The organism is Pseudoalteromonas pernae (genome assembly GCF_039831865.1).
In the GTDB taxonomy this organism is placed as follows: domain Bacteria; phylum Pseudomonadota; class Gammaproteobacteria; order Enterobacterales; family Alteromonadaceae; genus Pseudoalteromonas; species Pseudoalteromonas pernae.
This window is the reverse complement of record NZ_JBDODM010000006.1, coordinates 1-22,122: the sequence shown is the minus strand read 5'-3', so window position 1 is coordinate 22,122 and position 22,122 is coordinate 1. Positions and strand designations below refer to the sequence as shown.

Below are 22,122 nucleotides of genomic sequence, written 5' to 3'. Positions count from 1 at the left end.
TGGGCCTCCCGCCCACTTCATTGCCCTTATTTATTACTTTCTTAAATACAGCCATTTTGATATCCCGAGCAATAGCTTCGAGCGCTGCAACAGCAACCGTGCTTTTGGCCAACGAGCTGGGCTTTGCACAACGGAACGGGCATGAGAGAAGGTTATAAATCCCTCTTTGCCGTGGTATTGACCAAACCCTGATTCACCCACGCCACCAAACGGCAGATCTGTGGCACTCACCTGCATCAAGGTATCATTGATGGCCAGCGTACCACTTTGAACTTGTTCACTTACTTGTCGCCATTGCCTTGAATCCTGAGCAAACAAGTACAACGCCAATGGTTTGGCTTGGCCTTTAAGTGTCTCTATAACTTGTTCGATATCATCGTAACCGTAAACAGGTAATATCGGACCAAAGATTTCGGTGTTGGCGATGTCCATGCGAGTGTCGACATTCAGCAACAGCGTAAGACGTGTATTGCCTTGTGCATCTAACAATGGCATCGCCTCAGCGCCGTTTTCGCATGCTTGTGCCAATAAAGAATTGATGCGTTGTTGTGCTCTCGTAGAAATCACATGAGTGCTAGGATACGTAACAGCAGCAACAGTTTGCTTTACGTACGCAATGAAATCATCAAGCATATGATTAGGCACGTAAACATGATCAGGTGCAACACAGATTTGCCCGCCATTGGTCAGTTTGCCAAAGCACAATTGCGATACTGCACTTGGTAAGTGCGCCGAGGGCAACACCACCGTTGGCGACTTACCACCTAGTTCGAGTGTCAGAGGCGTCAGGTGCTGTGCCGCGCTACGCATTACATGACGGCCAATTTCAGTGCCGCCAGTGAACAGCAAATGATCCCAAGGTAAGGCACTGAACGCCTCAGCAATATCACTTTCACCTTCAACAAATGCGATAACATCATCTGAGTTGGCCGGCAACAGGGCCTTAAGCGCCGCGTTTAAGTTGGGCGTGTATTCGCTTAACTTAATCACGACTCTGTTACCCGCAGCAATAGCGAAAGCCGCTGGCGATAATGCGAGGTTAATCGGATAGTTCCAAGGGGAGATTACACCGACAACGCCTTTTGCTTCGTAATTGACATACAACTTTGAAGGAAAGTGCGCAAATCCGGCGTGTCTGCGTTGTGGCTTTGTCCAACGTTTGAGGTGTTTGCCACAATACGCGATGGCATCCACCGTTGGCAAAATGTCACTGAATACGGTATCAAATTCATCGCGATAACCAAAATCCTTGCTCACCGCTTCAACCAAAGTTTGCTGATGTGTTACAAGTGCTTTTCGCAATGCACTGAGCATGTCTTTACGTCGTGCAAGCGACAATGGCCCCTGCTCACGATGAAACGTTTTGAATTGTTGGTGCAGTCGTTCTAGTTCACGGGTGTTAGCAATCATATCGGCAGTTAATCACGTTGTTTTAATACAGCAAGATTAAAAAGATACATTGCTAAACAGTGATTTACCAGTATTGAGCGAAAGCCAATACTGGTCACGAGATGTGGCTAGGCTTGGGCGATTTTTAATTCACGGCGTGCTTTGTAGTATTTATAAATACCGATTAACGATGCGAGTATCCAGAAGATTTCAATAACAAAGCTGGCAAGGTTGAAGTTGTAGCAGAGGCTGATTAACAACAAGATTGCACCTGTTAGGTTCATTAGGTTATAGCCAATACCTGATGCAGGAAGTTTTCCTAACTGCAGTAAGAAGAAAGCGCCAACTACCAAAAAGGTGCCGCTCATTCCAATTACATCGAATATAAGATCCATGATCTACTCCACTATTTATACAGCGCAAGCCTATCAAGGGCAGGGATTCAACCTAAGGACATTTGCCCTACTTCATATACACTTTCTGACCGATCATTTTAAAAGCGGGTGTACCACGAATAAGCGTGTCTCGTGCAAACACTTGCTGGCACTGGGGGCACGTCGCATCTTGCTTTGTATAGTCCTCAGTGATCCGTTCTTTGAAGCACTTTACCAGTGCTCCTTTACCGCCCTTGCGGTAGGTGTAGAGTTGAGTTCGACATTTAGCGCAAAAGATATCTACCGTGCGCACTGGGCCTTTTTTATTTGGTTTTGCCATGCACTCCCCTATTCAGTTGAATGCACAGTTTATCATGAAATCACCTGTCTAATGCCACAACCCCAGTATTAAGCCAATCAAGGTAAATTGGACTGTGTGGTAGCCGCCGTTAACGAGAAACAGTTTTAATGGGCGCTGTTCAAACAAGTAGCTAATACCAAATGAGGTCGCCACCCAGGCAATGCCAGCAGCAAAACCTGCCCCTACCGCAAACCCTAAGTCAGGTTTCGGTCCTAAAAACACGGCAAATACAAACGAGGCGATAAACGATAGCACCAAGGCTAGCGCAAACACCTTCGGCATCGATGCCTCAGCCAAATCCATATCTGTCAGCCCACAACCATCTAGCCAAGCCGATTTAAACATTAAAGGGGAATACCAGATGCCACCGAGAACAAAAGTCGCGAGGGTCGCACACAACACAGCGAGAAAATTTAATTCGGAAAAGTTCATAGCGATACTCTCACCACCAATACATTTTAAGCGTAGTCTGAGATCGAAAGAGCAGCAAAAACGTATGTCTGCGACAAAATGTCGCACATTGACAGATTCCCCTAGCTCAGGTCACGCAAGCACAGGAAAATAGTCTCAAACATCACGGCTACAAGAAAAAACAATGAACTCAACATCCGTACTGGCATCCTCACTTGCACTCACGCTCAACGCTTCAAGTTATGCGATGGAAGTGATAACTGTCACAGGTTCTTATCACCAACCCAACGAGCAAAAATTAGCTGTTGAACCAGTGGTATTTAGTCAAGATACCAGCGCTTGGCTCAAAGGGGTCGCTGGCGCAAACATCAATACCAACGGCCCTATTACGGGTATTGCCCAGTACCGAGGGATGTTCGCAGAGCGCGTCAATATCAATAATAATGGATTACAACTGGCTGGAGCTGGCCCAAATGCCATGGATACCCCTTTAAGTTATGCACCGAGTGTAATGGTAAAGCACATGCAAATATACAGGGGGATAGCGCCTGTTAGTGCGGGTATCGACACGCTCGGTGGAGCCATCGAAGTGACAATGAGAAAAGCACACACACAAGAAGCACTGTGGGCACAAAGCAACGTCAATTTAGATGAGAATGATGCCTACAAAGGCAGCCTAGTTACAGGGTTTGGTGCTGAGAGTTTTGGAGCAATGGCCTATGCAGAACAACAGTACAGTGACGAACAACACAGTGCGACAGGCGTTATTCCTAACAGTTACTATAAACGCCGTCAATTTGGGTTATTAACAACATTCTCTGCTCGTCAAGGGAACGTTCATGTCAACGTTCATAAAACGGACACAAGTTCTACAGGGACCGCTGCTCTGCCTATGGATATTGATTACATCAATACAACCAAATATGAACTCGAAGGTGACCACATATTGAATAATGGGACCTTGTCATGGGGTCTTGCTTATCAAGATGGTGACCATGGCATGGACAATTTCCAACAGCGATTTGTGAGCTCCGCATCAAAAGAGCGCTATACTCGAGCATCGTCGAAAAGCACAGGTTTATATGCCCACTTAGAAAGTAATAACTGGGAAATAGGGTACGATGCGTCACTGAGTACCCATAACGCAGATATTACAAATCCTAGTAATCCGATGTTCTTTGTCACTAATTTTAATGAGGTACAAGACCATCGGCACAGTGTTTTTGCTCAATATCATCTGTCCAAAAAACACTTAGAGAGCATTATCGGCGTACGATTCAAAGCAAACATCTCCAATGCCAACAATGTGAGTTCTTCGATGGCGATGATGATGCCTGCAGCGGCTTTGCTAGAACAACGATTCAATAACGCAGACAAAAATGTGTTTACCGGAACTTACGATGTCACATTCAATAATCGCTACAGTGTCAATGAACTAACTTCACTTTCATATGCATTTGCAGTAAAACAGCGCGCACCGCAGTATCAAGCTCGTTATTTATGGCTCCCGATGCAATCGACCGGTGGTTTAGCCGATGGACGTACTTATGTCGGTAACATCAACTTAAAAGCGGAGACCGCGTATCAATTTAATACCGGTATTTATTTTCAAACTGGACAACTCACCTTGAGTCCACAAGTGTTTTATCAACATGTTGACGATTATGTGCAGGGTACCCCTATTCAAGATGCAGTCGTTAATAAAGTGGCCAATATGATGGGGGGTCACAATGCGCTGCAGTTTAACAACATAGACGCTGTGCTTTATGGGTTTGATGTTACCTCTCACTACACTATCAACCCAAGCTGGTACATTAATGCTAACGCGAGCTACGTTAGGGCAAAACGTGTTGACGGCGTTCAGGATGACCTTTATCGAATTACACCAGCGAATATTCAACTGGGCCTTAATTACACTAATGACACTCTACGTGCACAAGTGAACTGGCGAGGCTATACAAAGCAACACAAGGTATCGCGATACAACCAAGAATTACAATCACCAGGTTACGGCGTTCTCGATTTTACAACCTCTGTGGATGTGACCCCCTCCGTAAGCATCCGCGCAGGTATTGAAAATGTATTTGATAAGGCATACAGCGAACACCTCAGTGGCCGTAATCGTATCGCTCAAGTTCAAACTCAGGTAGGTGAAAAACTGGTTGCGCGGGGCCGCACAGTTAATCTGGGTATTTCATTGCTACTGTAGGCTGGTGCCTACCCCACAGCCGGTCTCAACTTGAGACCGGCTTTTTTTGCAGCTTACGTTGCAAAGTTCGGCGGTGCATATTGAGTTGTCTTGCTGTTTTAGAGATATTACCATCATTGCGACCAAGCACCGCTTGAATGTGCTCCCATTCAACTCGGTCTGGCGACATCACGATGCCCTCTGACACAGAGTCATCGCTCGCCTGCCCGTTTAATGTTGCTAATATCATCGCTAATGAGGCGGGTTTACACAGATAATCATCCGCACCGAGTTTTATAGCCTGTACAGCTGTGGCGATACTCGCAAACCCTGTCAATAGCACAATCCGAGTTGCTGGTAATAAGGCACGAAGTGGCGCTAACAGAGCTAATCCAGACTCACTATCAAGATTCATATCGAGAATAATATGGGTGGGGCGAACGGCACGAGCCTGCAAGAGTGCTTCGCTGCTATTTGCTGCATGCGACACGGTGCAACCACCACTTATGAGGCGTCGCATTAATGTTTGTGCAAATACACTGTCGTCTTCAATCAGCAAAATATTCACGTTTAGGCCTTAGGTAAAAAAATATCAATACAAGCGCCAGCTGGGGTATTTGTTAGTGCCAATCGTCCACAACAGCGCTCTATCGTTGCGTTCGTCAACCACATTGCCACACCGAATCCATTATCGCTGGCTATGATGACAGAGCCCAAATCAGCTAATTGCTGAGTATTAATTCCTTGACCTTGGTCTTCGATTCGCCACTGCACTTGCTGCGTGTGACCACTCACCTTCAAACTGATATTTGACGCACCTACGTGTTCATTTGCCCTTGCTGCATTAGCTAAGACATTTAGAAACGCCGCACTCAATAACGGGTCCGAGTTAATACGTGTATCCATAAGAACTTCTGCGGTATCAACGTGCAAAGTTTGTAGTGGAAATTGAAGACTAAATGCTTGCTTAATCTCAGTTACAAGTTCACCAATAGTACAACTAGATGATGCGGTGACATTCTTTTGCGCTTGGCGTAATTGCTCAGACCGCTCCCTGAATAAGTCCAGTTGCGCCTGACATTGCTCAATGGGTGTTTTTAACTCTTCACTAATAGGCCTTACACTCGCTTGCGACGAGCTCAATTCCTCTAACTCTTCGTGCAGTAACGCAATCGTAGCTAGGGGAGTAGCCAGTTGATGGGTCGCTTGAGCCGCTGCATTTCCTAACGCTAACAACTGTTCTGCACGAAGTTGTTCTTCGCGACTGCGCGCAATAGCGCTTTGCTGTTTTGCCATAGTTCTCGCTAATGCGCTCACAACAGTCGCGACCACCAGCGCACTAATAACAAAATTGACCCACATGGCAATAAAGTGGCCTTGCATCGCCATTGTGTGGTGCCCTGCTCCATGCACACTATGTTGCTGAGGCATCACAACAACAAGCCAAGTATAAATTGCTATTGCAATGACAGTGATAACTGCAGTAAGGCGTGCAGGTAAAGTGACCGCTGCAATGATTATAGGTAAGAGAAGCAAGGAAACGAACGCATTCGTCGCCCCGCCGCTGAGCGCGAGTAATAGCGTTAAAAAGCCAATGTCAGCGATAAGTTGCCAGACAATAGTCAATGAGCCCACACGCTCATTTTGGTGCAAACGCTTACGCAATAACCAAACACTCGCTAGTTGAAATACAGACTCCAACGCAATCACAAGCAGTAAGGGAAGCAGAGCCAAATCGAGGTCTAATATGAAGTGCCCAATTAAGACAGCGCAAAACTGCACAACAATAGCAAGGCTACGAAGTAACAATACGCGACTAATACTTGATTGAGGGAGCAAATCCAAGAGGGGATACACCTTTGCTTATGACTGCGAAGATTGTACTAGTTTAGGTATCACTGAGAAAGTTGAACTGTGCTTTTTGGCAAATTTGTTGAAATCTGTTTGATATACCTCAACGCTCCTGACCTTTTATTGCAAAGGGCTCGCACGGGGAGCCCTGATGATACACCAAACGCCATTGTTCATCATCGTTTAAACGCCAAATCGACATGCGCATAGAGAAGTGCCATTGCCCGCCTTTGATGCGTTTCAGCGCAGCGTTATAGGAAATTTGTGCAACGTCATCACTGAGCATTCTGCCGGTAAAGTCTTGATTGTGGAATATGGGCTTTCTACCTTTTGAGCGCTCTCTGGGCAAACGTTCGAGTACATTTTCCTTATCGAGACGGCGACCATCCACTGATACTTCAATAAAGTCGTTATCAAGCATCGCACTGAGGCGCGCAGCATCAGAGCGAACGTCATCACGCATAAGTGCACGTTCGCATTCGACCAGTTGTTCCAATAGCTGCGCTTTTATTTTATTCATTGTGCTTAATGACTTTCCCTTGTTTCATAACGAAATCGACAGACAGTAACTGGCCAATGTCATCCAGTGGTGATTTATCGAGTGCGATTACATCAGCGTAGTAGCCTGTTTCTAATTTGCCAACTTCTTTCTCCATATTCAATACCTTAGGAGCCGCTTCTAGACTCGAAGCTATGGCTTCTCTTGGTGTCATTCCATAATCCACCAGTAACACAAACTCCTTGGCATTATCACCATGGCGAGATACCCCAGAATCAGTGCCAAATGCGATGTTGATTTTCTTCTTCAAGGCACTTTGGAAAGAAGCTTTAACTACAGGCGTCACCGTTTTGATCTTTTCCACGATCGCAGGAGGAATAGTTGGGTTTGATTGCACTTCCTCACCTACAGAGACACCCGCGAGTAAAGTCGGCACCAAATAAGCGCCTGTTTGTTTAAATAACTTAAGGATCTCATCATTGAGGTAAGAGCCATGTTCTATTGAATCAACACCCGCTCTGAGCGCCGCTGCGATGCCACCAGCGCCATGAGCATGCGCCGTCACTGGGCGGCCAAGGTTATGGGCAGTATCAACAATGGCGCTAAGTTCAGCATCTGTTAGCTGTTGATTTAAACCTGCTTTAGTATTGCTTAACACGCCACCGGTGGCGGTAATTTTTATCACTTGTGCGCCCGCCTTAACCAGTTCTCGTACTGCTCGAGTACAGTCATCTGCACCGTCACATACGCCCATTCTTGGCGTAAATGCATCTAGAACTTCTTGGCGATAGCCATGCATATCACCGTGGCCACCTGTTGGTGTAACAGCCTCACCCGCAGCAATAATTCGTGGGCCAACAATCACTCCCTTGTCCACTGCTCGTTGCAGCGGAAAAATCACATCATTGCTGCCACCAAGGTCGCGAACGGTGGTAAAACCAGCTTCAATCGTATGGCGCAGGTAATTAACAGATCGTAATGCGCTGTCGGCTTCTACTTCCATAAGCGCTCGATGAGGGTTAGCTTTTGGATCGCGTTCAAAGCCAACATGCACGTGCAAATCAATTAAGCCCGGCATTACAAATTTGTCGCTCAAATCAATAAGGTCTGCGTGTTGCAAATCCAAATCCGCAGAAGTCAGAAAGCCATTATGGATCGCCTTTACTTTGCCGTCTTCGATTTCAACCGTTTGCTTTTGTGCTACTTTTTTATTTGCAGCGCTGAGTAATTCGCCCGCATGGATGAGCGTAGTATTGGCCCATGCTGTAGACACTGACGTGGCCATTAAAACCAGCGTAGATAGGAGCGTTTTCTTCATCTTGAACCTTTAACCTATTGTTTATTTGAATTATTAGGTACATAGACTGCAAACAGAAAATACAGTTATGTTTACAAACTAACACAACATACTTTGCCTCGCGGCGCCAGTATAACTCGACCAACTTACGCCATTTTGGTATAAAGCAGCTATACGCAAAGACATCGGGCCAGTCTATAACTATCGTGCCCAATGCAGCAACGATTAGGATTCTATATGCACTATGCAGAGATCACAGGTTGGGGAAAGTGTATTCCACCAGCTCGAATTAGCAATGAAGACATTGCCACCGTCGTCGATACTTCAGATGAATGGATCAGTTCAAGAACAGGCATCAAAGCTCGTCATATCAGTCACGTAAGCACAGCGGAGTTAGCTACAGTTGCAGCGCAAAGGGCACTTGATTGCGCTGGCTTAGACGCAACAGACCTAGATTTAGTCTTGGTTGCGACCTGTACGCCGAGTACAGTCGTGGCGAATACAGCCTCTGAAGTTCAGCAACGCCTAGGGGCAACGGGTGCAGCGGCGTGTGACAGCAATGCTGCATGTTCAGGTTTTCTGTATGCATTGCAAATGGCAACGGCACAAATCCAAGCAGGCATGATCAAACGTGCTGTGGTCATTGCTGCTGAACGTATGCTTTGGTACGTGAACTGGGCGCGTCGTGACAGTGCAGTTCTTTTTGGCGATGGAGCAGGCGCCGTTGTTCTTGAAGCCAGTGAAAATAAAGTAGGCCTACTGGCTTCTAAGTCTGGCTGTGACAGTTCAGATAGAAGCATCCTGCATATTGAAAACTTTGGCTCTAATATCAACAAGTACGAAGCTATCGGCGGCTCAGAAATAAACTTTATTGGCCCTGAGATTTTTAAGCGTGCAGTCAAAGGCATGAGCGTTGCCTGTGACGATGTATTAAATCAAGCACAAATTAGCCTCGACGATATTGACGTATTGGTGCCACACCAAGCGAACTTACGTATCATCCAATCTATTCAACAACGCCTTAAAGTTGAAGATGACAAGGTCATGGTAAATATTGATGAGTACGGCAACACCTCTGCCGCAACCATTGCTATTGCATTGTGTGAAGCGGTTGAGCGCGGCATGATTAAGCCTGGCGCAAATATTATGTCAGCGGCCTTCGGTGCAGGTCTTACATGGGCTGCCAGCTACATTAAGTGGGGCGAGCGTGTTACACCTATGCGTGAAAGCACAGCGGAATTAGCGCCATGTACGCAAACAGGTTTGGAATTAATTGCTGATGCAGTGAAAGCCTGCCAACAGTAACTCACCTTTGTAATTTGACCTTAAAAAGCCACACTTGTGGCTTTTTTTATTGTTCGCCCCCAAATTTGAGCCAAATCATTAATACTCCTATAAAAATTGACTATGGTTTAGACAGTAAAGTTAAACCATAGGAACATAACAGCAATGAAAAGACATGGCTTACACATAGGTATCGAGCGCAATGAGGATCGCTTTTATATCACACTGGTGCTGGTTGGTACTTTGGGACACCAAGATTATCAAATCATCACCCCATTGTTCGATGACGCACTCAAGGGGATTGATGAGCGCATAGTCGATGTGTTCATCGACGCCAGCGCACTGGAAGGCTTCAGTGCCCATGCTATGTGGGACGATTTTAAATTAGGTATGGCTCATCGCCACCAATTCAGGCGCATTGCGTTATATGGCCATGAACGCTGGCAGGCGTATGCAGCAAGGTTTGCAAATTGGTTTGTCAGTGGGGAAATTAAGCACTTTACCCGTCCGGGCGATGCGCTATTGTGGTTGAACGAACAATAGCTGTATTACTGCGAATTAGTGTTGATAACGGCAATTGGAGACCGTTATCAACACACTGATATTTTTAGCTACCGAATTTGTCGTTAAGAAGCGCATACACAGCACGAATGCCAAAAGCTTCACCACCTACTGGACGGCCAGGTAATGAGCGAACATTCCACGCCATTACATCAAAATGAATCCAAGGCGTTGTTGGTGCTACAAACTCTTGAAGGTAGAGCGCTGCAGTAATGGCGCCACCAAATGGGCCTTTACTACAGTTTGTCATATCAGCTACATCACTGTTTAGCAGGTTCTTGTATTGTGCGAACAAAGGCATGTGCCAAACAGGATCTTGGCTTTGCTCACCCGCTGCGCACAACTTAGAAGCGAGTTCACTGTCATTGCTGAAGAAACCTGGCAATTCAGTGCCAAGCGCCACGCGCATCGCACCGGTTAAGGTGGCAAAATCAACGATGAGCTCTGGGTTGTCTTGCTGCGCTTCATCAAGCGCATCACATAATACCAAGCGCCCTTCAGCATCGGTGTTGTCAATCTCAACAGTAATGCCTTTACGGGTTTTAACTACGTCACCAGGGCGGAATGCATTGCGTGATACAGCATTCTCAACAGCGGGCACTAACACACGTAATTGCACGTTTAAGCCCATCGCCATAATCAAGTTAGCAAGACCAATCACATGCGCAGCACCGCCCATGTCCTTTTTCATCAAACGCATGCCATCAGCAGGTTTCAAATCCAAACCGCCGGAATCAAAACACACACCTTTGCCGACTAAGGTCACTTTAGGCGCATCTTTTTTGCCCCAACGTAAATCGAGTAAGCGAGGTTTGTTCTCACTAGCTCGGCCAACTAAATGGATTGTTGGGTAGTTTTGCTCAAGTAGCTCATCACCAACCCACTCGCTAAACTCACCTTGGTAACGGACAGCTAAATCACTCATTACTTCACTGAGGTGCTGCGGCATCATATCTGCCGCAGGGGTATTAACGAGGTCGCGAACCAGCTGAGTTGACTCAACTTGAGCGGCCAATTCGTTAAACAACGCTTGGTCTTCAATTAACAAACGCGCTTTAGGCGCCGATATTTGCTTATAGCCGCTAAACTGATACCCACCAAGGGCAAATCCAAGCGCTACTTCTTTAATATTTTCGACGTTTTGTAATTGGTAGTCCGCTTTAGGTAGCTTCTTAACTATATCGCCTGCGGCCCACATATCTTGTGTATTTTGGCAAACAAGTACAGCTTGTTGCGGCTGACCTGTAGCAGAGTTTGGCACGATACATAAACCTGTTTGCTCAATGGCACTGGCCAACCAATTTTGTGTAAATTCATCTTGTTGTTCACACCATGCTTGGCATTGGGCTTTATCAAATACAAAAAGTGGAATTAACTGAGTGTCTAAGCGAGGTTTGTTAATGAGTAATTGCATTGCGGACTCACTGTCTAATACTAATAATAGTCAGGATAACAATTCCAATAACTAAATGATACTACTGAGTTATGCAGCAAGCACCTAGATCAAAACGACTGTTCTTCGCACTAGGCTTAGACGATTACAGCAAACAAACAATTGAGAATTGGCTATCTCAGAGTGTAACGATGACCAAAGCGCCGACTCAATCTCGCAATTGGCATCTCACCCTGTTGTTTTTAGGAGAAACCTCAAACGAGATAGCAGCTAAATTAATTACCGAGGTGCAAACACTGTCGGCAAAATCGTTTGAGCTTAGGATAGATGACTACGACTTTTGGCAGCATAATGGCTTGTTTCATCTCAAACCGAGTGTTGCACCAACTGAATTAATCGATTTAGCCGCACAATTAAGAGCTATTGCGCAGCAGTTCGGTATTGAGGACCAGCACGCTAGCTACCGACCGCACATTACGTTAGGCAGAGGGTTGAAACACCCACCAAAAGTCGACGCTGCACCTGCGCATCATCTGCTGCATGTAACTGAGTTTACTCTGTATCACTCGACAAGAGATGAGCATGGGCTGGTTTATCACCCTATCACCCACTTTCCGTTAAATTGAGGGGCTTAATTAGCCCTCTTTGTCCGTTTCTTCTGTAGGTTTCGCTTTAGGAGGTTTAGGATGACTGAACGAACTTGGCAGAATATCGACGCCAACCATGTGGGCAATTTTCACCACTAATGGGATAGTGATAGGCGCAAATGGTAGCACTGCGAACACACCTAATCCCAAGCCTTTGAGGATGTCTATGAACTGCTTATTGGCAATTTCCAACTCTTGTTTACTGGCTTGTCGCTTGGTGTATCGTTTGTAGATTTCGAGCATTTCTCGCGTCTCTTGACGCTCTTGGGCTAACGCCCACTTCAGCGTTACCATCGCTCGGCGAAGCCTTATTTTTTGACGACGCCGCGAAATCATTAATACTCGCAAAGGTGCTCGATGAAACGAACGATATATTCGCATAATGTACTTCTGAGTAATTTCCAGAGCCGATTGTCACACACTTCTTAAGGTGAAGCTAGACTCTCAAGCGACCTTACCTCGCTTTGAGCGAGCAGCGTTAGCCTCCCCCAAAAGCACGTACCTAAACACTACCAACATTTGTATCAATTTCACCTGAACTGTTAAACAGTATTGATCTGGTTGTTAATGATCTGTATACGTATATTATACACAATGACAACAAACGAAGAACAATCTGTATAAGTCTGGGGGACGAACTATGAAGTTAAAATACAGAAAACTGCAATCAGCCGTACGCTGCGCGCTTCTTTCAACTTCTGCTATTGCTGCAATGCACTCGGGTGTCGCATTCGCTGAAGAAGAAACTGGCGCAGAAAGTAACGAAAAAATCGAAAAAATCGCGGTTGTCGGCTCTCGTGCTGCACCTCGCTCTATTGGTAGCTCACCAGTGCCTGTTGACATCATCGGCGGTGATGAGCTTGGCAAGTCAGGCAATACCGACATGCTTGAAGCTATTAAGGGCACCGTTCCTTCTTTCAACGTACACAGCAACCCAATCAGTGACGCTGCTACGCTTGTTCGCCCTGCTAACTTACGTGGCTTACCTTCAGACAGCACCTTGGTGTTGCTCAATGGTAAGCGCCGCCACCGTGCATCTGTTATCGCCTTCTTAGGTGGCGGTATCAATGATGGTGCTCAAGGTCCTGATATTTCAGTAATTCCTAGCATTGCATTAAAGCAAGTAGAAGTACTGCGTGATGGTGCTGCAGCACAATACGGTTCGGATGCAATCGCGGGTGTAATGAACTTCGTATTAAAAGATGCCAGCGAAGGCGGTACCTTAGAAGTGCGCCATGGCCAATACTACGAAGGAGACGGTGATTCGACACAAATCGCTGGTAACATTGGTCTTCCGTTTACGGATGATGGTTTTGCGAACTTCAGCTTCCAGTACAAGAATGCTGATGCAACAAGCCGCAGTGTACAGCGCCCTGACGCAGCTGGATTCATCGAAGCCGGTGTACCTGATGTGCCAGACCCTGCACAAATCTGGGGTTCTCCAGAAATTAACGACGACATCACGCTATTCGGTAACATTGGCCTAGAGCTAAGCAACGATGATGAGTTCTACCTATTCGGTAACTACTCAGAGCGTGATGTTCGCGGTGGCTTCTACTACCGTAACCCGCATACACGTCCGGGTGTGTATTCAAACGACGGTGGTGAAACACTACTAGTTGGTGACTTAACCGGCGATATGAGCGGTAACTGTCCAACGAACATCCAAATCGATGACAATGTGTTAGACAACCCAGAATTCATCAATGGCGTATTGAACAATCCAGATTGTTTTGCATTCAATGAGCTTATCCCTGGCGGTTTCACACCAAACTTCGGCGGTAACATTGTTGATACCTCTATCACTGCGGGTGTAAAAGGTGAATTTACCGACGGCATTTTCGCTGGTTGGTTCTATGATGCCAGTGCATCGGTAGGCTACAACGCATCACGCTACTTCATTTACAATACAGTGAACGCGTCGTTAGGTCCGGATACGCCACGTGATTTCTCACCGGGTAAATACGAGCAACTAGAAAAAACCTTTAACTACGACATGAGTAAGTTGTTTGATTGGGGTTTGTATGATGACGTAAACGTTGCCGGTGGTTTGGAATGGCGCGAAGAGACTTTCTCAGTGATCTCAGGTGACGAAGCTTCATTTGAAGTAGGTCCACTAACGGATCAAGGTTTTAGCATCGGCTCGAACGGCTTCCCTGGTTTCCAGCCTTCACAAGCGGGTGAGTTTACACGTCGTAACTATGCAGCCTACGTAGATTTAGAGACACTGTTCACTGAAGATTTCTTGATGGGCTTCGCGCTTCGCTATGAAGACTACGACAGCTTCGGTTCAACAACGAACTACAAAGTAACAGCTCACTACACAATCAATGATATGTTCTCACTACGCGGCTCTGTGAGCACAGGTTTCCGTGCGCCAACAGTTGGTCAAGCCAATGTGAGTAACGTACAAACTAACTTGAGCAGCGGTGTATTGGTAGACTCGGCGTTATTGCCTCCTACTAACCCAATCTCTGTGCAGTTAGGTGGTCAAGAGCTGCAACCTGAAGAATCGAGCAACTACACCTTAGGTGCAGTATACGAGAACGGCGATTTCTTCATGACTGTGGATTACTACAACATCGATGTTGAAGACCGTATTTCGCAATCAGATAAAATCGAGCTTTCTGCTGCAGACAAGCAAACGCTTAAGCAAGCTGGCGTACCAAACGTAGACCAACTAGCACAAGTAAGCTTCTTCACTAACGACTTCGATACCACAACTCGCGGTGTTGATGTTGTTGCGAACTACAGTGCAGACCTATTGGGTGGCTCATCAACATTCAGTGCGGCGTACAACTGGAATGAAACAGAAGTAACACGCTTTAGTGAAATTACTGGTGCATTCAAAGTAGATCGCTTAGAAAATGATTTACCAAAACACCGTGCAACCTTCACTTGGTCGCAAGATTGGGAATCAGTATCTGGCTTTATCCGTGCTAACTACTTCGGTGAATACCAAGGCGTACACGTAGATTATGATGCAACTGCAAAAATGGCTGACGCGTCATTCACATTCGACGCTGAGCTAACCTACCATGTAAATGACAACATCGGTCTTTCTGTGGGTGCTCAGAACATGTTCGACGAAGAAGGTGAGCCTTTGGACTTTGCTGACCAAGCAGGTCTGCCGAATAACACCTGGGGCGGTAAGTTCTATGAAACCTCGCCATACGGCTTTAACGGTGGTTACTACTACGTGAAAGCGTCGTACACCTTCTAATAAAGTTATATCCAGTACATATTGAAGCGGGCGTAGGCCCGCTTTTTTATGCTTGCGCTCTACAAATTTGGGGGGTATTTTGAACTCAAAGGACATATTACATAGCAAAGTTATGAACTTACTGGAGCAGGCCAATCAATTACTCAGCGAAAACCGCTTAAAAGAGGCGGATTTTCATTATCGCTCGGTACTTGAAGCCAACCCCAATCAGGGAGAGGCGCTATTCGGGCTTGGGCGTATCGCCATGCGACTTGAGAAATACCCTGAAGCCGTTTATTTGTTACGACAAGCCTGCCAACGTTTACCTAAAGTTCTTAATCCATTATTCGCCTTGGCCGACGCTTTTGATGCGATGCAACAGGGCAAAGACGCATTCGATATCTTAGAATACTGCTGCAAAATTGCGCCGCACAACGCCGAGGCGTTCTACCGCTTTGGTCAGCATCTACAGATTTATGGCTACACTAAACAGGCCACAGACATCCTCAAACAAGGGTTAACGTGTCCAGATAGCGATGTGACTCCCTATATCTATTATGATTTGGCAAACATAGACGCCCGCGCAATTACTAAAGACCATATTGAACATTTACATGCACTGCTTGCGAGAAGTAAGCATACTCAGGCCGATGTGGTGCTGCATTACACGCTTGCTAAGAGCTATCACAACTTGGGCGATAAAAGCCAAGCTTTTGCGCATTGGCGCTTAGCAAATGAATTGCAATCACAGCGCTGCCAGCCCTTGGATGAGGGTTTTGATCACTTCATAAGCGACATTATCGACGTATTCAGCGAAGAGTTGATAACGCAAACACATGACCCAGTAAAACCCAGTTTTACACCTGTATTTATCATCGGTATGCCCCGTTCCGGCTCGACTTTGTTGGAACAAATGCTATGCCAACACCCAAGTATTGCCAGCTTAGGTGAGAACGATGCAATCAGTCGCAAACTCATGGCGTACCTGAGTCAAAGTAGTAATAAGCCATTCCCTCAGTGTATGGCTAGCACAAACCGGGATATGCGCACCCAATTGCGCCAACTCTATGCCAATGAAATCAGTAAACATAAACTCAGTAATGCGGTAATTTTGAATAAGCTGCCCGCTAATTTTCAATCGGTTGGCGCCATAAAAGCCTTGTTTCCAAATGCGCAGTTTATTGATATGCGCCGCTGTTTTTACCCCATGGCATGGTCTGTATTTACGCATTATTTTGGCGCTAATGAGGCCTTCTTTTGTGATATGAATGCGCTGATGAAATATTACGAAGGGTATGACAGATTAATGCAGCACTGGCGCCACTGTATTCCACAGAGCATTGCCACTGTGCACTACGAGCAATTAGTTGAAGACCCTCAAGCACTCTTGCGCCCGTTATTCGCTTGGCTGGGCCTTACCTACACGCAAGCCAGCTTAAAATTCCACGATTCCCATACTCAGGTGAATACACTAAGCCGCCACCAAGTCCGACAGCCTCTTTATACCAATGCAAATAAAGCGTACAAAGAATATGAAGCCTCGTTCAAAGAGTGCTTTAGCCGTGAAGTCAAAGTGAGTGTGATATTCCCAGAGCAAACGCCAACAAATAGCTAGTTAACTTGCCATCTTTGTGGATGGCCTGCACACTTTGATACACACGTAACTTAACTAATTGACTATAATTGCATTTGTTTAATTTTCGCTCGACCAAAGGCGGTCAACAATCGTGCTTGCTTCAACTGTTTCAGCGCTAGGCAGATATGTGATGTTGTATGGCATCTACATGCTTATCATTGCAGTACTGATGCAGCCCCTCGCCTCTTTTGCAACTCAAGCTAAGCTCGACATTGCCGTGGGTAACACTCTACCACCGTATAGCATCGCCGAATTCGAATCCGGCATTGAAGTCGAGATAGTGCGCACCGCCTTAAACAATAAAGGTTACTCAGCTGAATTCTTTTATGTCCCCTTTGCGCGCCTAAAATCGTCATTAAACTCTCAACTCGCAGACGCAGCATTAACACTAAAAATTGACACTGCTGACACTGATATTTTCTATTCCGAGCCACACGTAGAGTTCCACAACGTGGTGGTGACACTTGCGCAAAGCAAAATCGACATAGAAGCTATAGATGATTTAAATTCGCTCTCGGTGCTGGCCTTTCAAAACGCGACACTTAACCTTGGTGAAGAGTTCGCTAAGATGGCGAAGGATAATTCACGCTATACAGAAATTGCTAATCAGGAAAGTCAGGTTTCCATGCTCTTTTTGCAACGCGTGGATGCCCTCGTTATCGACAGAAGAATTTTTGACTATTACCACCAAAGAATGGACCCACCGCTTCGTGCCACAGCACTCACTTTTCACGATATATTCAGTCCCACGAATTACCATGTAGGCTTCACAGAAGAGGCAATTCGCGACCAATTCAATGATGCCCTGAGGGAAATGCGTTTATCAGGGCAATACCAGAAGATACTGGAAAAGTATTAACCGCCTTTTATCTAGGAGCTGTATTTTTCAAACCATTCAAGCACGTCTTGAAATTGGTCGCGCTGGGCTTGAGGATGTGTGAGCATGTCGATGTGGCCATAATCATGGTGATGACCTTTGTTTCGGCCATACACATTCAATTGTTGGATACCCACACCAGATTCCTGCATAAACTTTTTGATATCAATGGGCTGTGCCAGTGCTTTATCTTTAATACCCGCAATGTGCAAAATAGGTGGTAGCGCCTTGTCTTTGAGTGCTTTGGCATAATCAAACCCGTCATCACTGTCGATCCAAGGTCTCACTTTGGCCCATTGCATACTTTGACGATGTGATTTGACTGTCTCATCATCACTACCCCACTTCAGCTTTTTAGCCGGCAGGTAACCATGTTTCTTCGCATATTTGGGCGCAAGCCAATACCAAATTAAATTGCCCTGAATAAATTTACTGATATGTCGATTATAAAGCGAACGTTTTGAACCAAAGTACGCGCACGCTTTGACTGACTTTATGTATTCAGGAAAGCGAGCAAAAGCGCTATTAAATAACACGCCACCCCAAGAGTGCGCTATCCAATATGCGGGGAACTCGCCACAATGTTGCTGAATATGCGTTATAAAAGCCGGAATTTCCTGACAAATAGCCTCTGTTTGCCCGTAGCTGGCACCTTTGTTGATAGCAGGCTTACTTTCCCCTCGCCCACATAAGTCAGCAACGTAACAACGATACCCATGCCGCGCTAGAAAGGGCGCTATACCCTTGTTGGAATGGGTGTAGAAAATTTTGCCATTCTCTACAGCTCCATGCATAAAAAACACAGCCGGACCCGAGGCGTCTGGCTGGGCGATATAGCGTAAATGCAGCTTTTGCGTTGGTGTATAGTCGATAAACAACGACTCTTGAATTAGCTCGGTCATGGGTACTGTACTTCTTGTTATTTTCACTCATCGTACCAGCAGGAAATAAATGCAACAAGAGGTATGCGCCACGCCATGTGTGGCGAGTGCCATTCAAAATGAGAATCTACGGCACGATGAGATTTTAGTTATAGAGTAACACTCATGTAGCACCCTTATTCATTGATGTTATAAATTCGAGTTGCAGGAGCCACTGGCTAAATGAGCGCTAATGAAAAGCGATGAAAATGTGCTGAAGAAGTTTGTTTGATGGTTTATATGCTGTGTAGTTAACGTATGCGGTGGGAGGCGGCCTTGTGCCATTAGCGGTATTAAGGCCATCATTGAGTGTGAGCAGGCGTTGAACATAACGCATATTTGGACAGAAACACGTTAGAGTATTTATTCGGTAACGCCGCACTCTGGGGCAAACCGGAGCGGAGCGTAGGTTTGTCCCCAGCAGTGCCTTGTTAGCCATTTTTGCCAGATCGATCCGCATAACTAGCGACCTCTCCCAAGAACAAATAGGTATGAATTACTGAAAGCTTAGCCTCATCGAGGGTTACATCTACATGCACGCCCTTGCAGGATTTTTCGTAAATAATATCCAGTCTTGCTGCCAAGTGTTCTAGCTCAGATTCCAAAAGTGCGTAACTTCCCTCGCTCTCACTTAAATCGGAAAGAAATGCCAAGATGCGGTTTTTATATTGCTCTACACCAACTTTACGGGAGCGACCTTTACGATCTTTCCAGTCCTCTTCTTGAGCAGGAAAGATAGAATCTGCCACATCCATCAACAACCTCCGACAAGATGTTAAAGCAGCAGAAAGTGACTCAGGGTTTCGATCACTCATACGCTCATTTATTGCTATTACTTTTTCTGCGGCTTTTGGGCAGTGAGAACGGATGAATGAGTCTACGAGATTTCTCGCACCTTCGAATATTTCTTCCGCAACGTCTCCCAGTTCAACTGCAAGATAAGTATCAGTAGCATAATTATGTATTGCGGCTTTCATCGAGGAGTAAAGAGATTTACTACCGGCATAATTTTTCTTTTGCTGTTGTTGCAGCTTTAGTTGGGTTGCCATTAGAGACTCGGTGGCATTTTTCTCCACGAAATCTTTTACTTTAGTAGTTGATGGCCTCGCAGCTCTGAGAGAATTCAAGAGGGCCTCATCTGATTCTGCGTTTGCTTCGATAGTCGGCAAGCTCTGGGGGTAATACTTTGATGTTTTAAGATCAACCCGCCCTCCTGACGATGCATACTTTAAACAATCTCCGATCTCTGAAAATGAAAACTCTTCTGGGTATCCTTTCGTCTCTAAATCTAACCAAATTTGTGCATCGGAATCCCGCATTAAGCGAGCGAGCCTCTTGGCCTTCATTAGAATGGCGTCGATTTTAGACTCAGAGTTTTCAAGGGCATTCAGCAGTTCTTCACTGATTTTCCTAGCTTCATCAATCCTTTTACTCACGCAAAACCCTCATTGAATGGCTAACGCCCCAAGCAGGGGCAAGTACATGCAGGCTAAAATACGGAACGAAGTGACGGGAGCCTGCATGTAATTGTCCCGCTGACTTGGCTTGTTAGGTGTGCTTTAACCTTTTGTACGAAAGATATGTAACTAAAGGGAAAAACATTACTAGCATGTCGATAAACAACCGAAATATTGCATACAAGTACACATTCGCTTGGTCCTGAAACCAGTCATGATCAGTTGTTTGACTCTTTGAGTCATATACAACAACGCTTTTGAAAAATGGACCTAATCGGTTGCTCATTTTTATGTAATTTAGTGTGTACTCGCCATTCTCCGAAGGGACTAACTCCCACAACCAAAAAAAATGTTCGGGACATGGTTGCCAATCACAAGCTAGTAGCTTGTTTGTAGGTAACTTGCCAAATTCTTTGAAATAATTATCAATTTCTAAAGCTCTATTTTTAGTGCGCTGAATTTGAAGCCTTGTGTCATTTGCTGTTGTTTTGGCATCTAAAACTAAATTACTAAAATCGAACCAAGCGAAAAACAATCCAACGAATAAGAATGGTATCGAAACTATAATTAATGCTCCGCGCTTCATTGCACACCTAACGCCTTACTAATGGGCGTAAAATGCTTGGCTAAAATTAGCGACGAAGGAGCGCAAGCCAAGCGTTTTACGTCCTTTTGAGTAACTTGTTAGCAGTACATTACACTTTTTCAATGTTACTGCCTTTAAACCATAAACAATCATTATCCAGATCTATCTGATTAGATAGCTCATCGTATGGATCCAAACTTAAATAGACCATTGAATTATTTATAATGAGTTTACATTGACTAATGTAACTGGCTGAAAAATCATCGTAAAGTGAATATTCAGTGAGTTTATAAATTGTAAATGAAGAGATATCACCTTTATTTGAGATAAGCTTTATTTCAGCGAAATTATTTAACGTGTCCCAATCATAACCGATGGTAATCTGGGAGAGCATTTTGTCTCTGAAACTAGATGAATCCACGAAACTTTCCTTGTACTGCTAACGCCTCATTAAGAAGCGAGTTTAGGCTTGCTAAACTAAGTGACGAAGTAACTCGAGCAAGCCGTGACGAGTCTTTCTTAAATGACTTGTTATAATTCTAATGTCTTAAATATCAATAAACCAAATATTACGACTACTAAAATACTTAACCCACAATAAATCAAAGCATATATCGGCTTAACCATATTTAATGCAACGTAGGCGTTGAGGTCACTAAATATAGTGCTGCCTTTTGCGAGCAGTTCTGAAAACCTAATATCTGGCTGTTTAAATACCACAACCAAAATTGTTGCAAAGACAACACATGAGAAGCCTACGAACAAAAGCACACTAGCAAATATTGGCATACTCTCTCCTAGGCTTATAACAGCTTATTAGTGAGACCTTGCAAGGTATGCTACCTTGTAAGGTAGGAGATTACCTATGTATAGACAAACTAATAAAGCTTCAAAAAATTATCGTAAATCATACACTAATCGAAAATTTGATATAGAACAAGAAAGCTTTGTAGAGCCACAAAATATTCCTGAACTAAGAAGAATAATCGAAATCACCGATTACGATAGTGGTGAACCCATTACTCATAAGCTTGAACTTTATAAAACTGATCGGATCGATTGTTATAAAGTTTTGGTCGACGGAAAGCTTTGGAAAAAGCGTATTGGTTGGAGCAACATCTTGGCAGGAATTAGAAAAGCCCTCCCTAGATTAGCTAGAGAGTGACAGTCCGTTTTACTCTAAGCCGCC

Annotated in this window: 22 protein-coding genes; 8 read left to right on the top strand and 14 right to left on the bottom strand. The window is 45.1% G+C overall.

Annotated features, from left to right (window positions below):
• Positions 1-33: 33 nt before the first annotated feature.
• The 4 genes from V1358_RS14095 to V1358_RS14080 all read right to left on the bottom strand — a co-directional run bounded on the left by V1358_RS14095 (position 34) and on the right by V1358_RS14080 (position 2,556).
• The gene (locus V1358_RS14095) at positions 34-1,410 is read right to left on the bottom strand and encodes an aldehyde dehydrogenase family protein (RefSeq protein WP_347393931.1); all 1,377 of its coding nucleotides are present in this window, start codon (positions 1,408-1,410) and stop codon (positions 34-36) included.
• Positions 1,411-1,517: 107 nt separating this feature from the next.
• A complete protein-coding gene (locus V1358_RS14090; RefSeq protein ID WP_347390107.1) occupies positions 1,518-1,787 on the bottom strand; it encodes a CBU_0592 family membrane protein in 270 nt (89 codons plus the stop codon).
• Between the two features lie 64 nt (positions 1,788-1,851).
• Positions 1,852-2,103, bottom strand: coding sequence for a hypothetical protein (locus tag V1358_RS14085; protein WP_347390038.1), 252 nt, complete (start codon positions 2,101-2,103; stop codon positions 1,852-1,854).
• Positions 2,104-2,151: 48 nt separating this feature from the next.
• A complete protein-coding gene (locus V1358_RS14080; RefSeq protein WP_347390039.1) occupies positions 2,152-2,556 on the bottom strand; it encodes a DUF1761 domain-containing protein in 405 nt (134 codons plus the stop codon).
• A 163-nt stretch (positions 2,557-2,719) separates the two neighbouring features.
• Here V1358_RS14080 and V1358_RS14075 point away from each other — a divergent pair, with 163 nt between their 5' ends.
• Positions 2,720-4,744, top strand: coding sequence for a TonB-dependent receptor (locus V1358_RS14075; protein ID WP_347393930.1), 2,025 nt, complete (start codon positions 2,720-2,722; stop codon positions 4,742-4,744).
• Between the two features lie 25 nt (positions 4,745-4,769).
• Here the strand turns inward: V1358_RS14075 and V1358_RS14070 are convergent, their stop codons facing one another.
• The 4 genes from V1358_RS14070 to V1358_RS14055 all read right to left on the bottom strand — a co-directional run bounded on the left by V1358_RS14070 (position 4,770) and on the right by V1358_RS14055 (position 8,391).
• Positions 4,770-5,291: a response regulator transcription factor gene (locus V1358_RS14070; protein ID WP_347393929.1), complete on the bottom strand. Its 522-nt coding sequence runs from the start codon at positions 5,289-5,291 to the stop codon at positions 4,770-4,772.
• Between the two features lie 2 nt (positions 5,292-5,293).
• The gene (locus V1358_RS14065) at positions 5,294-6,568 is read right to left on the bottom strand and encodes an ATP-binding protein (RefSeq protein WP_347393928.1); all 1,275 of its coding nucleotides are present in this window, start codon (positions 6,566-6,568) and stop codon (positions 5,294-5,296) included.
• Between the two features lie 109 nt (positions 6,569-6,677).
• Entirely contained in the window at positions 6,678-7,094 is a 417-nt protein-coding gene (locus V1358_RS14060) for a nuclear transport factor 2 family protein (protein WP_347393927.1), read from the bottom strand.
• Positions 7,087-8,391, bottom strand: coding sequence for a metal-dependent hydrolase family protein (locus tag V1358_RS14055; RefSeq protein ID WP_347393926.1), 1,305 nt, complete (start codon positions 8,389-8,391; stop codon positions 7,087-7,089). The genes V1358_RS14060 and V1358_RS14055 overlap by 8 nt, the downstream gene beginning before the upstream one ends.
• A gap of 216 nt (positions 8,392-8,607) precedes the next feature.
• Between V1358_RS14055 and V1358_RS14050 the strand changes: the two genes are divergently transcribed.
• Positions 8,608-9,675 (top strand): ketoacyl-ACP synthase III, encoded by a 1,068-nt coding sequence (locus tag V1358_RS14050; RefSeq protein WP_347390045.1) that lies wholly within the window; start codon positions 8,608-8,610, stop codon positions 9,673-9,675.
• Between the two features lie 144 nt (positions 9,676-9,819).
• Positions 9,820-10,197: a SpoIIAA family protein gene (locus V1358_RS14045; protein WP_347390046.1), complete on the top strand. Its 378-nt coding sequence runs from the start codon at positions 9,820-9,822 to the stop codon at positions 10,195-10,197.
• 64 nt (positions 10,198-10,261) lie between these two features.
• Here V1358_RS14045 and V1358_RS14040 read toward each other — a convergent pair whose 3' ends face one another.
• On the bottom strand, positions 10,262-11,629 hold the full coding sequence (locus tag V1358_RS14040) for a leucyl aminopeptidase family protein (RefSeq protein ID WP_347390047.1): 1,368 nt from the start codon (positions 11,627-11,629) through the stop codon (positions 10,262-10,264).
• A gap of 71 nt (positions 11,630-11,700) precedes the next feature.
• Between V1358_RS14040 and thpR the strand changes: the two genes are divergently transcribed.
• Complete coding sequence (thpR, locus tag V1358_RS14035) at positions 11,701-12,234, top strand: RNA 2',3'-cyclic phosphodiesterase (RefSeq protein ID WP_347393925.1); 534 nt, start codon at positions 11,701-11,703, stop codon at positions 12,232-12,234.
• Positions 12,235-12,243: 9 nt separating this feature from the next.
• Here thpR and V1358_RS14030 read toward each other — a convergent pair whose 3' ends face one another.
• Positions 12,244-12,636, bottom strand: coding sequence for a hypothetical protein (locus tag V1358_RS14030; RefSeq protein WP_347390049.1), 393 nt, complete (start codon positions 12,634-12,636; stop codon positions 12,244-12,246).
• 259 nt (positions 12,637-12,895) lie between these two features.
• On the opposite strand from V1358_RS14030, the gene V1358_RS14025 reads away from it, so the two are divergent.
• The 3 genes from V1358_RS14025 to V1358_RS14015 all read left to right on the top strand — a co-directional run bounded on the left by V1358_RS14025 (position 12,896) and on the right by V1358_RS14015 (position 17,952).
• Positions 12,896-15,478 carry a TonB-dependent receptor plug domain-containing protein gene (locus V1358_RS14025; RefSeq protein ID WP_347393924.1) on the top strand — a complete coding sequence of 861 codons (2,583 nt, stop codon included), beginning with the start codon at positions 12,896-12,898 and terminating at the stop codon, positions 15,476-15,478.
• A gap of 112 nt (positions 15,479-15,590) precedes the next feature.
• Positions 15,591-17,072 carry a tetratricopeptide repeat-containing sulfotransferase family protein gene (locus tag V1358_RS14020; protein WP_347393923.1) on the top strand — a complete coding sequence of 494 codons (1,482 nt, stop codon included), beginning with the start codon at positions 15,591-15,593 and terminating at the stop codon, positions 17,070-17,072.
• Between the two features lie 112 nt (positions 17,073-17,184).
• Positions 17,185-17,952 carry a substrate-binding periplasmic protein gene (locus V1358_RS14015; protein ID WP_347393922.1) on the top strand — a complete coding sequence of 256 codons (768 nt, stop codon included), beginning with the start codon at positions 17,185-17,187 and terminating at the stop codon, positions 17,950-17,952.
• 11 nt (positions 17,953-17,963) lie between these two features.
• Here V1358_RS14015 and V1358_RS14010 read toward each other — a convergent pair whose 3' ends face one another.
• From V1358_RS14010 to V1358_RS13995, 4 genes are all read right to left on the bottom strand, one after another.
• Entirely contained in the window at positions 17,964-18,872 is a 909-nt protein-coding gene (locus V1358_RS14010) for an alpha/beta fold hydrolase (protein ID WP_347390053.1), read from the bottom strand.
• A 449-nt stretch (positions 18,873-19,321) separates the two neighbouring features.
• On the bottom strand, positions 19,322-20,326 hold the full coding sequence (locus V1358_RS14005) for an AbiTii domain-containing protein (RefSeq protein ID WP_347393921.1): 1,005 nt from the start codon (positions 20,324-20,326) through the stop codon (positions 19,322-19,324).
• 112 nt (positions 20,327-20,438) lie between these two features.
• Entirely contained in the window at positions 20,439-20,933 is a 495-nt protein-coding gene (locus V1358_RS14000) for a hypothetical protein (RefSeq protein ID WP_347393920.1), read from the bottom strand.
• Positions 20,934-21,042: 109 nt separating this feature from the next.
• Positions 21,043-21,354: a hypothetical protein gene (locus V1358_RS13995; RefSeq protein ID WP_158678002.1), complete on the bottom strand. Its 312-nt coding sequence runs from the start codon at positions 21,352-21,354 to the stop codon at positions 21,043-21,045.
• Between the two features lie 444 nt (positions 21,355-21,798).
• Between V1358_RS13995 and V1358_RS13990 the strand changes: the two genes are divergently transcribed.
• On the top strand, positions 21,799-22,098 hold the full coding sequence (locus V1358_RS13990; RefSeq protein WP_239407994.1) for a hypothetical protein: 300 nt from the start codon (positions 21,799-21,801) through the stop codon (positions 22,096-22,098).
• Positions 22,099-22,122: the final 24 nt, after the last annotated feature.

What these genes read in the sequence shown, in the direction of transcription:
- V1358_RS14095 (WP_347393931.1), bottom strand. Translation starts at nt 1,410, where the DNA reads ATGATTGCTAACACCCGTGAACTAGAACGACTGCACCAACAATTCAAA.
- V1358_RS14085 (WP_347390038.1), bottom strand. Translation starts at nt 2,103, where the DNA reads ATGGCAAAACCAAATAAAAAAGGCCCAGTGCGCACGGTAGATATCTTT.
- V1358_RS14080 (WP_347390039.1), bottom strand. Translation starts at nt 2,556, where the DNA reads ATGAACTTTTCCGAATTAAATTTTCTCGCTGTGTTGTGTGCGACCCTC.
- V1358_RS14075 (WP_347393930.1), top strand. Translation starts at nt 2,720, where the DNA reads ATGAACTCAACATCCGTACTGGCATCCTCACTTGCACTCACGCTCAAC.
- V1358_RS14060 (WP_347393927.1), bottom strand. Translation starts at nt 7,094, where the DNA reads ATGAATAAAATAAAAGCGCAGCTATTGGAACAACTGGTCGAATGCGAA.
- V1358_RS14055 (WP_347393926.1), bottom strand. Translation starts at nt 8,391, where the DNA reads ATGAAGAAAACGCTCCTATCTACGCTGGTTTTAATGGCCACGTCAGTG.
- V1358_RS14050 (WP_347390045.1), top strand. Translation starts at nt 8,608, where the DNA reads ATGCACTATGCAGAGATCACAGGTTGGGGAAAGTGTATTCCACCAGCT.
- V1358_RS14045 (WP_347390046.1), top strand. Translation starts at nt 9,820, where the DNA reads ATGAAAAGACATGGCTTACACATAGGTATCGAGCGCAATGAGGATCGC.
- V1358_RS14040 (WP_347390047.1), bottom strand. Translation starts at nt 11,629, where the DNA reads ATGCAATTACTCATTAACAAACCTCGCTTAGACACTCAGTTAATTCCA.
- thpR (WP_347393925.1), top strand. Translation starts at nt 11,701, where the DNA reads ATGCAGCAAGCACCTAGATCAAAACGACTGTTCTTCGCACTAGGCTTA.
- V1358_RS14030 (WP_347390049.1), bottom strand. Translation starts at nt 12,636, where the DNA reads ATGCGAATATATCGTTCGTTTCATCGAGCACCTTTGCGAGTATTAATG.
- V1358_RS14025 (WP_347393924.1), top strand. Translation starts at nt 12,896, where the DNA reads ATGAAGTTAAAATACAGAAAACTGCAATCAGCCGTACGCTGCGCGCTT.
- V1358_RS14020 (WP_347393923.1), top strand. Translation starts at nt 15,591, where the DNA reads ATGAACTTACTGGAGCAGGCCAATCAATTACTCAGCGAAAACCGCTTA.
- V1358_RS14010 (WP_347390053.1), bottom strand. Translation starts at nt 18,872, where the DNA reads ATGACCGAGCTAATTCAAGAGTCGTTGTTTATCGACTATACACCAACG.
- V1358_RS14000 (WP_347393920.1), bottom strand. Translation starts at nt 20,933, where the DNA reads ATGAAGCGCGGAGCATTAATTATAGTTTCGATACCATTCTTATTCGTT.
- V1358_RS13990 (WP_239407994.1), top strand. Translation starts at nt 21,799, where the DNA reads ATGTATAGACAAACTAATAAAGCTTCAAAAAATTATCGTAAATCATAC.